This window comes from Streptomyces sp. NPDC126510, assembly GCF_040302345.1.
Classification (GTDB): Bacteria; Actinomycetota; Actinomycetes; order Streptomycetales; family Streptomycetaceae; genus Streptomyces.
On sequence record NZ_JBEORR010000034.1, the window covers coordinates 36495 to 50797 of the forward strand.

12 protein-coding genes are annotated in these 14303 nt (G+C 72.6%); 10 read left to right on the forward strand and 2 right to left on the reverse strand.

Annotated elements, in window-relative coordinates; translation table 11 throughout:
* The first annotated feature begins 10 nt into the window (after window positions 1–10).
* The 8 genes from ABTX60_RS34935 to ABTX60_RS34970 all read left to right on the forward strand — a co-directional run bounded on the left by ABTX60_RS34935 (window position 11) and on the right by ABTX60_RS34970 (window position 8611).
* Window positions 11–1117: a quinone-dependent dihydroorotate dehydrogenase gene (locus ABTX60_RS34935; RefSeq protein WP_352101045.1), complete on the forward strand. Its 1107-nt coding sequence runs from the start codon at window positions 11–13 to the stop codon at window positions 1115–1117.
* A complete protein-coding gene (gene pyrF / locus ABTX60_RS34940; RefSeq protein ID WP_352101046.1) occupies window positions 1114–1959 on the forward strand; it encodes an orotidine-5'-phosphate decarboxylase in 846 nt (281 codons plus the stop codon). Before ABTX60_RS34935 ends, pyrF begins: the two co-directional genes overlap by 4 nt.
* A gap of 277 nt (window positions 1960–2236) precedes the next feature.
* Window positions 2237–2560 (forward strand): integration host factor, encoded by a 324-nt coding sequence (locus ABTX60_RS34945; protein ID WP_003977346.1) that lies wholly within the window; start codon window positions 2237–2239, stop codon window positions 2558–2560.
* A gap of 58 nt (window positions 2561–2618) precedes the next feature.
* Complete coding sequence (gene gmk, locus ABTX60_RS34950; RefSeq protein WP_051814725.1) at window positions 2619–3212, forward strand: guanylate kinase; 594 nt, start codon at window positions 2619–2621, stop codon at window positions 3210–3212.
* A gap of 68 nt (window positions 3213–3280) precedes the next feature.
* Complete coding sequence (gene rpoZ / locus ABTX60_RS34955) at window positions 3281–3553, forward strand: DNA-directed RNA polymerase subunit omega (protein ID WP_003988945.1); 273 nt, start codon at window positions 3281–3283, stop codon at window positions 3551–3553.
* Between the two features lie 114 nt (window positions 3554–3667).
* Window positions 3668–4870 (forward strand): bifunctional phosphopantothenoylcysteine decarboxylase/phosphopantothenate--cysteine ligase CoaBC, encoded by a 1203-nt coding sequence (coaBC, locus tag ABTX60_RS34960; protein ID WP_352101047.1) that lies wholly within the window; start codon window positions 3668–3670, stop codon window positions 4868–4870.
* A 261-nt stretch (window positions 4871–5131) separates the two neighbouring features.
* Window positions 5132–6340 (forward strand): methionine adenosyltransferase, encoded by a 1209-nt coding sequence (gene metK, locus ABTX60_RS34965; protein WP_104778803.1) that lies wholly within the window; start codon window positions 5132–5134, stop codon window positions 6338–6340.
* A gap of 105 nt (window positions 6341–6445) precedes the next feature.
* Window positions 6446–8611: a primosomal protein N' gene (locus ABTX60_RS34970; RefSeq protein ID WP_352101048.1), complete on the forward strand. Its 2166-nt coding sequence runs from the start codon at window positions 6446–6448 to the stop codon at window positions 8609–8611.
* A gap of 211 nt (window positions 8612–8822) precedes the next feature.
* On the opposite strand, the gene ABTX60_RS34975 is transcribed toward ABTX60_RS34970, so the two are convergent.
* Window positions 8823–9368 carry a hypothetical protein gene (locus ABTX60_RS34975; protein WP_352101049.1) on the reverse strand — a complete coding sequence of 182 codons (546 nt, stop codon included), beginning with the start codon at window positions 9366–9368 and terminating at the stop codon, window positions 8823–8825.
* Between the two features lie 327 nt (window positions 9369–9695).
* Between ABTX60_RS34975 and fmt the strand changes: the two genes are divergently transcribed.
* Window positions 9696–10628 carry a methionyl-tRNA formyltransferase gene (fmt, locus tag ABTX60_RS34980; protein WP_352101050.1) on the forward strand — a complete coding sequence of 311 codons (933 nt, stop codon included), beginning with the start codon at window positions 9696–9698 and terminating at the stop codon, window positions 10626–10628.
* Between the two features lie 110 nt (window positions 10629–10738).
* Window positions 10739–12157 (forward strand): RsmB/NOP family class I SAM-dependent RNA methyltransferase, encoded by a 1419-nt coding sequence (locus tag ABTX60_RS34985; RefSeq protein WP_352101051.1) that lies wholly within the window; start codon window positions 10739–10741, stop codon window positions 12155–12157.
* On the opposite strand, the gene ABTX60_RS34990 is transcribed toward ABTX60_RS34985, so the two are convergent.
* Window positions 12138–14279 (reverse strand): MMPL family transporter, encoded by a 2142-nt coding sequence (locus ABTX60_RS34990; RefSeq protein WP_352101052.1) that lies wholly within the window; start codon window positions 14277–14279, stop codon window positions 12138–12140. The genes ABTX60_RS34985 and ABTX60_RS34990 overlap by 20 nt on opposite strands.
* Between the last annotated feature and the right edge of the window lie 24 nt (window positions 14280–14303).

Below are 14303 nucleotides of genomic sequence, written 5' to 3' on the forward strand. Positions count from 1 at the left end.
TGAGGACACCATGTACAAGATCTTCTTCCGACTCGTCTTCAAGCGGCTGGACCCGGAACAGGCCCACCACCTCGCCTTCCGCTGGATCCGCCTGGCCGCCCGCGTGCCCGTGCTGCGCACCTTCCTCGCGGCCGCGCTCGCGCCCCGGTACGAGGAGCTGCGCACCGAGGCCCTGGGCCTGCGCATGCACGGCCCCTTCGGGCTCGCCGCGGGCTTCGACAAGAACGCCGTCGGCATCGACGGCATGGCGATGCTCGGCTTCGACCACGTCGAGATCGGCACGGTGACCGGCGAACCGCAGCCCGGCAACCCCAAGCAGCGGCTGTTCCGCCTGGTCGAGGACCGCGCGCTGATCAACCGGATGGGCTTCAACAACGACGGCTCGCTCCGTGTCGCCGCCCGCCTGGCCTCCCGGACGCCCGTCTTCAAGCCGGTCGTCGGCGTCAACATCGGCAAGACCAAGGCCGTGCCGGAGGCGGAGGCCGTCGCCGACTACGTGAAGTCCGCCGAGCGGCTCGCGCCCTACGCCGACTACCTGGTCGTCAACGTCTCCTCGCCGAACACGCCCGGCCTGCGCAACCTCCAGGCCACCGAGGCCCTGCGCCCCCTGCTGAGCGCCGTCCGCGAGGCCGCCGACCGCACGGTCTCCGCCCGCCGCGTCCCGCTCCTGGTCAAGATCGCGCCGGACCTGGCCGACGAGGACGTCGACGCCGTCGCCGACCTGGCCGTGGAGCTCGGCCTGGACGGCATCATCGCCACCAACACCACCATCGCGCGCGAGGGACTCGGCCTGAAGTCCGGCGCCGCCCTGGTCAAGGAGACCGGCGGCCTGTCCGGGGCGCCCCTCAAGGAGCGGTCTCTGGAGGTCCTGCGCCGCCTCTACGCGCGCGTGGGCGACCGGATCACCCTGGTGGGCGTCGGCGGCATCGAGAACGCCGAGGACGCCTGGCAGCGCATCCTGGCCGGTGCCACGCTGGTCCAGGGCTACAGCGCCTTCATCTACGAGGGGCCGTTCTACGCTCGCGCCCTCCACAAGGGGCTCGCCGCACGCCTGGCCACGAGCCCCTACGCCACGCTCGCCGACGCGGTGGGCGCCGACGTGAGGAAGACGGCATGACTGGTCTCGAACCCTTCGGCGCACGCCTGCGCCGGGCCATGGACGAGCGCGGCCCGCTGTGCGTCGGCATCGACCCGCATGCCTCCCTGCTCGCCGAGTGGGGCCTGAACGACGACGTGGCGGGCCTGGAGCGGTTCAGCCGCACGGTCGTCGAGGCGGTGGCCGACCGGGTCGCCGTGCTCAAGCCGCAGAGCGCGTTCTTCGAGCGCTTCGGCTCGCGCGGCGTCGCCGTACTGGAGAAGTCCGTGGCCGAGGCGCGGGCGGCCGGCGCGCTGGTCGTGATGGACGCCAAGCGCGGCGACATCGGCTCGACCATGGCCGCGTACGCCGAGTCCTTCCTGCACAAGGACGCGCCGCTGTTCTCCGACGCCCTGACCGTCTCGCCCTACCTCGGGTACGGCTCGCTCAGCCCGGCCGTCGCGCTGGCCCGCGAGAGCGGCGCCGGACTGTTCGTGCTGGCGCTGACCTCCAACCCGGAGGGCGGCGAGGTCCAGCACGCCGTGCGGGCCGACGGCCGGAACGTCGGAGCGACGATGCTCGCGCACCTGGCCGCCGAGAACGCGGGGGAGGAGCCCCTTGGGTCCTTCGGTGCGGTCGTCGGCGCCACCCTCGGTGATCTGTCGACGTACGACCTGGACATCAACGGCCCGCTCCTCGCGCCCGGTATCGGTGCCCAGGGCGCCACGCCGGCCGACCTTGCCGGGGTCTTCGGTGCGGCGGTGCGCAACGTCGTGCCGAACGTCAGCCGCGGAGTGCTACGCCACGGTCCCGACGCGGTCGCTCTGCGTGACGCCGCGGAGCGCTTCGCGGAGGAGATCCGTCAGGCCGTGACGTCCTCGTGAGACGGTCCGGACCTTCCGGTGAGACCTCCGATGAGTGGTTCGAAGCGGCCTTGAGTCTGAATACATCCTCAAATCCGGGGCAGTATGTCCTAAATGTCCGTTCAGATGAAGGCTGACCAGGACTTTTCCGCTGTTCTCAATGACTCCGGCGGACTTGCCCGCTAGTCTCCGACGAGAGAACGGGCAAGCGTGTGTTGCTCGTGGCTCCCCAGGTGTGGGGCGACTAGGTTCCTCACCGGTCCGTATCCGACAGTTCGACATCCGAGGTGACGTAGGCGTGGCTCTTCCGCCCCTTACCCCTGAACAGCGCGCAGCCGCGCTCGAAAAGGCCGCCGCGGCTCGCCGGGAGCGGGCCGAGGTCAAGAATCGACTCAAGCACTCCGGCGCCTCTCTTCACGAGGTCATCAAGCAGGGCCAGGAGAACGACGTCATCGGCAAGATGAAGGTCTCCGCCCTCCTCGAGTCGCTGCCGGGCGTGGGCAAGGTCCGCGCCAAGCAGATCATGGAGCGACTCGGCATCTCCGAGAGCCGCCGCGTGCGGGGCCTCGGTTCCAACCAGATCGCCTCCCTGGAGCGCGAGTTCGGCAGCACCGGCTCCTGAGCCGGGCGGTCCGGGAAAGCGAGTCCCGGGCACTCCGCGATTGCTGGATAATCGCTGCATGGCTGCAACACCCCGGGGGACGTCCCCCGTACCCCCGGACGTACGTCCGCGGCTGACCGTGCTCTCCGGCCCCTCCGGGGTCGGCAAGAGCACGGTCGTCGCCCATATGCGCAAGGAACACCCCGAGGTCTGGCTCTCGGTGTCGGCGACGACCCGCAAGCCCCGCCCCGGCGAGCAGCACGGAGTCCATTACTTCTTCGTCTCCGACGACGAGATGGACAAGCTCATCGCCAACGGGGAACTGCTGGAGTGGGCCGAGTTCGCCGGCAACCGCTACGGCACGCCACGTGCGGCCGTGCAGGAGCGACTGGAGAACGGCGAGCCCGTGCTCCTGGAGATCGACCTGCAGGGCGCCCGCCTGGTCCGCGAGTCGATGCCCGAGGCCCAGCTGGTGTTCCTGGCTCCTCCCTCCTGGGAGGAGCTCGTGCGCAGACTGACCGGGCGGGGCACCGAACCGCCCGAGGTGATCGAGCGCCGGCTCGATGCGGCGAAGATCGAACTCGCGGCCGAGCCGGAGTTCGACACCACCCTGGTCAACACCTCCGTCGAGGACGTGGCGCGCGAGCTGCTAGCCTTGATGGACGTGGTGTGACCATCGTCGGCTGTTCCGGACGGCCGATCACCCCGACAGCATCTTTCCCATCCATCGGAAGGTAGAGCGTGTCCTCTTCCATCTCCGCGCCCGAGGGCATCATCAACCCGCCGATCGACGAGCTCCTCGAGGCCACCGACTCGAAGTACAGCCTGGTGATCTACGCGGCCAAGCGTGCCCGCCAGATCAACGCGTACTACTCGCAGCTCGGCGAGGGTCTCCTCGAGTACGTCGGTCCTCTCGTCGACACCCACGTCCACGAGAAGCCGCTCTCGATCGCCCTCCGCGAGATCAACGCGGGTCTCCTGACGTCCGAGGCCGTCGAGGGCCCGGCGCAGTAAGTAGGATTTACAGCTTTGTGCTGACTTATCCACAGGCCCGGCAGGCCGACTGCCGGGCCTGTGGTGTGTCATGGAGTCGTACGGTGTGCCGGTTGCCGAGGTCCGGGGAGAGACGTGGACAAGCCGAAGGTCGTTCTGGGGGTCAGCGGGGGCATCGCCGCGTACAAGGCCTGTGAGCTGCTGCGGCGGCTGACGGAGTCGGGCCACGACGTGCGCGTGGTGCCCACCGCCTCCGCGCTGCACTTCGTCGGCGCCGCCACCTGGTCCGCGCTCTCCGGCAACCCCGTCTCCACCGAGGTGTGGGACGACGTGCACGAGGTCCCGCACGTCCGCATCGGGCAGCACGCCGACCTGGTCGTCGTCGCCCCCGCCACCGCCGACATGCTCGCCAAGGCGGCCCACGGCCTCGCCGACGACCTCCTCACCAACACGCTGCTCACCGCCCGCTGCCCGGTGGTCTTCGCGCCCGCCATGCACACGGAGATGTGGGAGCACCCGGCCACCCAGGAGAACGTGGCGACACTGCGCCGCCGCGGCGCCCTCGTCATCGAGCCGGCCGTGGGCCGCCTCACCGGCGTCGACACCGGCAAGGGCCGGCTGCCCGACCCGGGCGAGATCTTCGAGGTCTGCCGCCGTGTGCTGGCCCGGGGCGTCGCCGAGCCCGACCTCAAGGGCCGTCATGTCGTCGTCAGCGCCGGCGGCACCCGCGAGCCCCTGGACCCCGTCCGCTTCCTGGGCAACCGCTCCTCCGGCAAGCAGGGCTACGCCCTCGCCCGCACCGCCGCCGCCCGCGGCGCCCGCGTCACGCTGATCGCGGCCAACAGCACCCTGCCCGCCCCGGCGGGCGTCGACGTCGTCCCGGTCGGCACCGCCGTGCAGCTGCGCGAGGCGGTGCTGGGCGCCGCGCCCGACGCCGACGCCGTGGTGATGGCGGCCGCGGTCGCGGACTTCCGTCCGGCGGCATACGCGGCGGGGAAGATCAAGAAGAAGGACGGCCAGGAGCCGGAGCCGATCACCCTGGTGCGGAATCCGGACATCCTCGCGGAGATCTCCGCGGACCGGGCCCGCGCCGGACAGGTGATCGTCGGCTTCGCCGCGGAGACGGACGACGTCCTCGCCAACGGCCGCGCCAAGCTCAAGCGCAAGGGCTGTGACCTGCTGGTCGTGAACGAGGTGGGGGAGCGCAAGACTTTCGGTTCCGAGGAGAACGAGGCGGTCGTGCTCGGCGCCGACGGCAGCGAGACCGCCGTGCCGCACGGCCCCAAGGAAGCCCTGGCCGAAACGGTGTGGGACCTGGTGGCCGAACGCCTGCGCTGAGGCCCGGTCGCCGCCCACCCGCCGATGTCCGATCGTCGTGTACCCGCTCGAAAACGGGTGGGCCCGGGCGTGGCGCCTCTGGCCAACGCCGCTCGCCATTGGGCAGAATGCCCGTGCCGCAGGTCACAGCACTCCCGAGTGGCGAGACAGGGGGGCCGTGGCCGAAGCGTGACCCGTAAACTGTTCCACGGACGGCGCCGGGTGCAGCCCCCGCCGTCCGCCAATGATCAGCCAGCAGCCGCTGCAACCTCAGGGAGCGTTGTGTCCCGTCGCCTTTTCACCTCGGAGTCCGTGACCGAGGGTCACCCCGACAAGATCGCTGACCAGATCAGCGACACCATTCTCGACGCGCTCCTGCGCGAGGACCCGTCCTCCCGGGTCGCCGTCGAGACCCTGATCACGACCGGCCTGGTGCACGTGGCCGGCGAGGTCACGACCAAGACGTACGCGGACATCGCGACGCTGGTCCGCAACAAGATCCTCGAGATCGGCTACGACTCCTCCAAGAAGGGCTTCGACGGCGCGTCCTGCGGCGTCTCGGTGTCCATCGGCGCACAGTCTCCGGACATCGCCCAGGGCGTGGACACGGCGTACGAGTCCCGTGTCGAGGGTGATGAGGACGAGCTCGACAAGCAGGGCGCCGGCGACCAGGGCCTGATGTTCGGCTACGCGACGGACGAGACGCCGACGCTGATGCCGCTGCCGATCTTCCTGGCCCACCGGCTGTCGAAGCGACTGTCCGACGTGCGCAAGAACGGCACCATCCCCTACCTGCGCCCGGACGGCAAGACGCAGGTCACCATCGAGTACGACGGCGACAAGGCGGTCCGTCTGGACACCGTCGTCGTCTCCTCGCAGCACGCCTCCGACATCGACCTGGACTCGCTGCTGGCTCCGGACATCAAGGAGTTCGTCGTCGAGCCGGAGCTGAAGGCGCTGCTGGACGAGGGCATCAAGCTCGACACGGAGAACTACCGTCTCCTGGTCAACCCCACCGGCCGCTTCGAGATCGGCGGCCCGATGGGTGACGCCGGTCTGACCGGCCGCAAGATCATCATCGACACCTACGGCGGCATGGCCCGTCACGGCGGTGGCGCGTTCTCCGGCAAGGACCCGTCCAAGGTCGACCGCTCCGCCGCGTACGCGATGCGCTGGGTCGCGAAGAACGTGGTCGCCGCGGGTCTGGCCACCCGGTGCGAGGTCCAGGTCGCGTACGCGATCGGCAAGGCCGAGCCGGTGGGTCTGTTCGTCGAGACCTTCGGCACCGCCAAGATCGACACGGAGAAGATCGAGAAGGCGATCGACGAGGTCTTCGACCTCCGCCCGGCCGCCATCATCCGCGACCTCGACCTGCTCCGCCCGATCTACTCCCAGACCGCGGCGTACGGCCACTTCGGCCGCGAGCTCCCCGACTTCACGTGGGAGCGGACGGACCGCGTGGACGCACTGCGCAAGGCCGCGGGGCTGTAAGTTCCCGGATGTGAGGCCCGGTCCCTTGGGGGCCGGGCTTCGCCGTGTCCCGGAGGCCCTCCCGGGAACCGCCGGTTGTCAGTGGGGTTTGGTAAGAATGCAAGCGTGAGCAGCGAGAACGAACAGACGGGTGGGGGCGCGGAGGGTGCGCCGCCCGAGCAGCTCGCGCTCATCCGGGACAGTGTGCGCAAGGCGAAAACACCCCGGGCCAAGCCGCGGACCTGGCGGGGGGCCGCGCTCGCCGAGGAGCTGCCCGTCGCGCGGGTCCTCGTCGACAAGGGCGTGCTCCATCTCGACCGGTACTTCGACTACGCCGTGCCCGAGGAGCTGGACGCGGACGCCCAGCCGGGTGTGCGCGTGCGGGTCCGGTTCGGGGCCGGGCGGCATCGCGTGCGCGAAGGGCGGCGCGAGGGAGGCGGGCTGATCGACGGGTTCCTCGTCGAGCGGCTGGCCGAGTCCGACTACTCCGGGCCGCTGGCCGCCCTCGCCCAGGTCGTGTCGCCCGAGCGGGTGCTGAGCGAGGAACTGCTGGGGCTGGCCCGGGCGGTCGCCGACCGGTACGCGGGCAGCCTCGCCGACGTCCTGCAGCTCGCCGTCCCACCGCGCAACGCCCGAGCCGAGCAGCGGCCCTCACCCGACCCGCTGCCACCGCCCCCGGCGCCCGAAGCCGGAAGCTGGCAGCGCTACGAGCGAGGGCCCGCCTTCCTGGAGTCCCTGGTGTCCGGCGGAGCGCCCCGGGCCGTGTGGAACGCGCTGCCCGGGCCCCAGTGGAGTGAGGAGCTGGCCCGGGCCGTCGCCGCGACGCTGGCCTCCGGGCGAGGGGCGCTCGCCGTCCTGCCCGACGGACGGGCGGTCGCACGGGTCGACGCCGCCCTGACCTCCCTGCTGGGAACGGGGCGGCACGCGGTCCTCACCGCCGACGCCGGCCCCGAGAAGCGGTACGCGCAGTGGCTCGCGGTGCGGCGCGGTTCCGTACGGGCGGTGATCGGGACCCGGGCCGCCATGTTCGCGCCCGTCCAGGACCTCGGCCTGGTCGCCCTCTGGGACGACGGCGACGACAGCCACAGCGAGCAGCACGCCCCGCAGCCCCACGCCCGTGAGGTGCTCCTGCTGCGGGCCGCCCAGGACAAGTGCGGTTTCCTGCTGGGGAGCTGGGGCTGCACCGTGGAGGCCGCCCAGCTCGTCGAGAGCGGCTGGGCGCGGCCGCTCGTCGCGGGGCGGGACCAAGTGCGGGGGGCCGCTCCGCTAGTCCGGACCGTCGGGGACCAGGATCTCGCCCGTGACGAGGCCGCCCGCGCCGCCCGGCTGCCGACCCTCGCCTGGCAGGCCGTCAGGGACGGCCTGCGGCACGGCCCGGTGCTGGTGCAGGTGCCGCGCCGGGGGTACGTCCCGCGCATGGCGTGCGCCGCCTGCCGGGCGCCCGCCCGCTGCCGGCACTGCTCCGGGCCGCTTGAGGCGCCGGACGGCGGTGCCCTGAACTGCGGGTGGTGCGGACGCGAGGAGAGCGGCTGGCACTGCCCCGACTGCGGTTCCTTCCGCCTGCGCGCCTCGGTCGTCGGGGCCCGGCGGACCGCCGAGGAACTGGGCCGAGCCTTCCCGGCCGTTCCGGTACGCACCTCCGGGCGGGAGCACGTGCTCGACACGGTGCCGGGCGCGCCCGCGCTGGTCGTGAGCACGCCGGGGGCCGAACCCGTCGCCGAGGGCGGGTACGCGGCGGCGCTGCTGCTCGACGGGTGGGCCATGCTCGGGCGGCCCGACCTGCGGGCCGGGGAGGACGCGTTGCGGCGGTGGATCGCGGCCGCGTCCCTCGTCCGGCCGCAGTCGGCCGGGGGCACGGTGGTCGTCGTGGCCGAGCCGACGCTGCGGCCCGTGCAGGCGCTCGTCCGCTGGGATCCCGTGGGGCACGCGGTGCGGGAACTCGCCGAGCGGGCCGAGCTGGGGTTTCCGCCGGTGTCGCGGATGGCGGCCGTGTCGGGCCCGCCGGATGCGGTGGCCGAATTCCTCCGTGCGGCCGAACTGCCGCCCGAGGCCGAGGTGCTGGGGCCGGTGCCGTTGCCCGTCCCCGCGCCCGGGCGACCGCGCCGGGCGGGGGCGCCGCCGCCCGGCGAGCAGTGGGAGCGGGCGCTGCTGAGGGTGCCGCCGGGCAGCGGCGCCGCGCTGGCCGCCGCGCTCAAGGCCGCGCAGGCCGCGCGGATGGCCCGGGGGAGCGGCGGTGGGGCGGGAACCGGTGCCGGGGTCTGGGTGCGGATCGATCCGCCCGACATCGGGTGAGCGTCGCATCGGGCCGGCACGAGGATGGGGCCGGCACGAGAACGGAACCGGCGCCCGGCAGAAGGAGTTGCTGCGGGTGATGGAACGGTCGGCGCCGCCGAGGCCGGGACAGGTGCTGCAGGTGGCCACGGGAGTCGTCCGGCGGGTCCGTCCGGATACGCGGCCGCCCTCCCGGAAGTGGTCCGAGAGGGCGGGGCAGAGGATCCGTGCGTCAGCCGTTGCGCGGGCCCGGGAAGGCCGTCGGCCTGACCTCGTCGCGGAGAGAAGGGCTGCCGGCCGTCGGCTGCGTGGGCATGGAACGGGCAGCGGGGACCGTCGGAACCGGGGTCAGGCCGGTCGTCACACTGACCGAGCGGCCGACCGTCGGCTCCGGCGTGCGCTCGGGCTCGGGCACGGCCGGCTGGGCCGTGGCGCGACGGGCGCCGTAACGGCGGTGGACCGCCTGCTTGGTGACTCCGAGCGCGGAGCCCACCGCGTCCCACGAGAAGCCGAGTGAGCGGTCGAAGTCCACGGCCGCGGTGACGAGGGTCTCGACACTGTCCCGCAGCTCCTGGGCGAGACGTACCGTCGGGGCGGGAGCGCGTCCGTAGACGACGAAGCCCGTGGAGGGGCCGGAGCGGCGCGGGCGGTAGACGTTGCCCAACTGGGCGGTGAGGGTGCGCAGTGCGTCCACCTGCCGGCGGACCCGCTCGATGTCCCGCACCAGCAAGTGCAGGCTGGCCCGAGCCTGGGCGTCGTGGGTTGCGTGGTCGGCCATGAACAAGCCTCTCGAACCGGCGTTGAAAGGAATGGGCCGCGATCGCGGCCCGTTGTGGTCAACTCTGTCTTGACCAACGCGGATTCGCTCCGCGGGTCACGGGGTGGGGGCGTGGGATTGCATGCGTGCGCCTGTCCGGGCGGGGTGTGCGCCTCGGCCTTCGGCCATCGGCCCGTGTCTCCCGCCCGCGCACCGCCCGTAGCTGTCAGCCGGCAGGCCCGGGTCTCGGGTGGGGGCCGAGCGCCGTCGGCGGCTTTCCCTTCCCGGCTCATAGACTTGGGCGTTGCCCGTTGTCGATCCCCGCCCCCGAGAGGCCCCCACCACCCCATGAAGCTCGTCTTCGCCGGTACACCCGAGGTCGCCGTTCCCGCTCTGGACGCTCTGCTCGCCTCCGGGCGGCACGAGGTGGCCGCCGTCGTCACGCGGCCCGACGCGCCGGCCGGGCGCGGACGCAGGCTCGTCGCGTCGCCCGTCGCCGAGCGGGCGGAGGAGGCCGGGATCGAGGTGCTGAAGCCCGTGAAGCCGAAGGACCCCGAGTTCCTGGAGAGGCTGCGGGAGATCGGGCCGGACTGCTGCCCCGTCGTCGCCTACGGGGCGCTGCTGCCCCGGGTGGCCCTCGACATCCCCGCGCACGGCTGGGTCAACCTGCACTTCTCCCTGCTGCCGGCCTGGCGCGGTGCCGCGCCCGTGCAGCACGCCATCATGGCCGGCGACGAGATCACCGGGGCGTCCACCTTCCTGATCGAGGAGGGACTCGACTCCGGCCCCGTATACGGGACGGTGACGGAGGAGATCCGGGCCACCGACACCAGCGGGGACCTGCTGACGCGGCTCGCCTTCGCCGGTGCCGGGCTGCTCGCGGCGACCATGGACGGCATCGAGGACGGCACGCTGAAGGCCGTACCGCAGCCGGCCGACGGGATCAGCCTCGCTCCCAAGGTCAACGTCGAGGACGCGCACCTGGACTGGAGCGCGCCCGCGCTGCGGGTCGACCGGATGGTGCGGGGCTGCACCCCGGCCCCCGGCGCCTGGACCACGTTCCGCGGTGAGCGGCTCAAGCTCATCCAGGTCACCCCCGTGCCCGACCGGACGGACCTCGCCCCGGGGCAGATCGCCGCCGGGAAGAACAACGTGTACGCCGGCACCGGCTCGTACGGCGTCGAGCTGCTGTGGGTGCAGGCCCAGGGCAAGAAGCCGATGCGGGCGGCGGACTGGGCGCGCGGGGTGCGGATCGGCGAGGGCGAGCAGCTCGGACGATGAGCCGGGGCATGGCCCCGCACGCCGCCCGGCACCCCGCTGCCGGCTCCCGACCGCACCCGGCGGCGTAGGCTGGACGGCGCACTTCTTCTCACCACCGGAGCACCTTTTTCGTGAGCGAACAGCCCCGTCGAGCCCGCACGTCAGGCAAGCCCTACCGCAGGCCCAAGAAGGACCCCGTCCGCATCCTCGCCTTCGAGGCACTGAGGGCCGTGGACGAGCGGGACGCCTACGCCAACCTCGTCCTGCCCCCGCTGCTGCGCAAGGCGCGGGAGAACGACGACTTCGACGCCCGGGACGCCGCGCTCGCCACCGAGCTGGTGTACGGCACGCTGCGTCGGCAGGGGACATACGACGCGGTGCTGTCGTCCTGCGTGGACCGGCCGCTCGGGGAGGTCGACCCGCCGGTGCTGGATGTGCTGAGCCTCGGCGCGCACCAGTTGCTCGGCACCCGCATCCCGACGCACGCGGCGGTGTCCGCCACCGTCGAGCTCGCGCGGGTCGTGCTCGGCGACGGGCGGGCGAAGTTCGTCAACGCCGTCCTGCGCAAGGTCGCGCAGGACGATCTGGACGGCTGGCTGGAGCGGGTCGCGCCCCCCTACGACGAGGATCCCGAGGATCATCTCTCCGTCGTCCACTCCCATCCGCGGTGGGTCGTGTCCGCGCTGTGGGACTCCCTCGGCGGCGGGCGCGACGGGGTCGAGGAGCTGCTGCGCGCCGACAACGACCGGCCCGAGGTGACGCTCGTGGCGCGGCCCGGGCGGGCCACCGCGGAGGAACTGCTCGACGAGGACGCCGCCGTGCCGGGCCGCTGGTCGCCCTATGCGGTGCGGCTGACGGAGGGCGGGGAGCCGGGTGCCATCGCGGCCGTGCGGGACGGGCGCGCGGGTGTGCAGGACGAGGGCAGCCAACTCGTCGCGATCGCCCTCGCCAACGCGCCCCTGGACGGGCCCGACCGGCGCTGGCTGGACGGATGCGCGGGGCCCGGCGGCAAGGCCGCGCTGCTCGGCGCGCTGGCCGCCGAGCGGGGCGCCCTGCTCGTCGCCTCCGAGAAGCAGACCCATCGCGCGGGCCTCGTCGCGAAGGCGCTGGACGGCAATCCCGGGCCCTACCAGGTGATCGCCGCCGACGGGACGCGCCCTGCGTGGCAGCCCGGCAGCTTCGACCGGGTGCTGGTCGACGTGCCGTGCACGGGCCTCGGTGCCCTGCGCCGCCGCCCAGAGGCACGCTGGCGGCGCCGCCCCGAGGACCTGGAGGGCTTCGCGCCGCTCCAACGCGGGTTGCTGCGCACCGCCCTGGAGTCGGTGCGGATCGGCGGTGTCGTGGGCTACGCGACCTGCTCGCCGCACCTCGCCGAGACCCGGGCCGTCGTCGCCGACGTGCTCAAGCAGCACCCGGACACCGACCTCGTGGACGCCCGGCCGCTGCTGCCCGGCGTACCGGACCTCGGCGAGGGGCCCGACGTGCAGTTGTGGCCGCATCTGCACGGGACCGACGCGATGTATCTGGCGCTCATTCGCCGGACCGGCTGACCCCCGCGGCCACGGCCGCCCGGTCCGGTGTGCCGCCATCGTGGCGGGCCAACCGGTGCGGCCACCACACCTTCGGCCCGACGTCCAGGAACAGCGAGGTCACCAGGACCGAGCGGACGACGAAGGTGTCGATGAGGACGCCGAGGGCGACCGTGAAGCCGATCTCGGCGAAGGCGACCATCGGGAGGGTGCCGAGGGCGGCGAAGGTACCGGCCAGGACCAGCCCGGCGGAGGTGATGACCGCGCCGGTGGCGGCGAGGCCCGTGACCACGCCCGGTCTGGTGCCCTGGCGGGCCGCCTCCTCGCGGACGCGGGTGGTCAGGAAGATGTTGTAGTCGATGCCCAGGGCGACCAGGAACACGAAGACGAACAGCGGGAAGTCGGTCGCCTCGCCCGCGTAGTCGAAGACGTACCGGAACGCGAGCGCGCTGATGCCGAGCGCCGCCGCGAAGGACAGGATCACCGTCCCGACGAGCAGCAGAGGGGCGACCAGAGCGCGCAGCAGACCGCACAGGATCAGCAGGACGACCACCAGCACCAGCGGGATGATCAGCACGTTGTCGTGCCGGGTCGCCTCGTCCATGTCCAGCAGGGCCGCCGTACCGCCGCCCACCTTGGCGTCCGCGTCCGGTACCGCGTGCACGGCGTCCCGCACCCGCTCCACCGTCTGTTTGGCGGCCTCGCTGTCCGACGGGGCGGTCATGGTGGCCTCGAAGAGGACCTTGCCCTCGAAGGCCGGTCTGGTGCCGGGCGGCAGACCGAGGGACTGGGGGACCACGCCCGGCGTCCCGGCGACGGTACGGCCCACCTGCACGGCCTGCGCCTGGTTGCCGACGATGACCAGGGGGTCGCCGCTGCCCGCCGGGAAGTAGCGCGCCGACACCTCCTGGCCGGTGATCGAGTCGGGTTTCCCGGTGAACGCGTCCGCGTTCCCGATGCCCTCCGCGCGCAGCTGGATCAACCCCAGCGAGCAGACCGCCAGCGCGAGCGCCGTCACGGCCCAGATCATCCGCGGGCGGCGGGCGATACGGCGTCCCGTGCGGGCCCAGACGCCGCGCTCGGTCGGGTCGGGCGTCCCGTAGCGCGGCACCACCGGCCAGAAGATCCACCGGCCGAAGATCACCAGCAGGGCCGGGAACAGGCTCATCATGGCCACCAGGGCGACGGCGACACCGATCGCGGCCACGGGGCCCAGGCCGCTCGTGGAGTTCATCTCGGCGGCCAGCAGGACCAGCATGCTCAGCACGACCGTCGCGCCGGAGGCGAGCACGGCCGGGCCGGCGCGGTGCAGGGCCAGGGCCATCGCCTCGTGCCGGTCCTCGTGCCGGCGCAGTTCCTCCCGGTAGCGGGCCACCAGCAGCAGGGCGTAGTCCGTCCCCGCCCCGAAGACCAGCACCGTGAGGATGCCGGCGCTCTGGCCGTTGACCGTCAGGCCGCCGTGCTCGGCCAGCAGGTAGATCAGTGCCTGGGCGGTGAACAGGGCGCAGACCACCGCGATCAGGGGGACCAGCAGCAGGGTCAGGCTGCGGTAGGTGATGAGCAGCATCACGACGACGACCGCCATCGCCGAGAGCAGCAGGGTCGAGTCGATGCCCTCGAAGGCCTCGGCGAAGTCCGCCGACGTGCCGCCCGGGCCCGTGATGTGCACGGACAGCTCGTCGCCGCCCGTACCGACGTCGTCGCGGATGGAGTCCACGGCCGGTGAGATCCGCTCCCAGCCCTCCTCGTCCATCAGGATCGGCACGAAGACCTGCGCCGCCCGCGGATCGACCTGCCGGTCGAACACCGGCCCGCGCGTCTGCTCACCGATGATGCCGTGGTCGCCGAGCTGCTTCAGCTGCCGCACGTCCTCGGCGATCTCCGCACGGTCCTGCGGCGTCAGGCCGCTGTCCCGCGCGTAGACGACCACCGCGGGGATCTGCTCCGGCCGGAAGTCCTCGGAGATCTGCAGCACCTGCGTCGACTCGGCGGACCCCGGCAGCCAGGACGCGGCGTCGTTGTCCTGCGCGTCGGTGAGCTTCATGGCGAGTGGTGCGGCGACGACCAGCACGATCACCCAGAAGACCAGCACGAGCCACTTGGCCCGCCGCCCGCAGACGAGATGCGCGACGCCCTGCTTCATGGCGTCTCCCTCCGCGAAGACGCC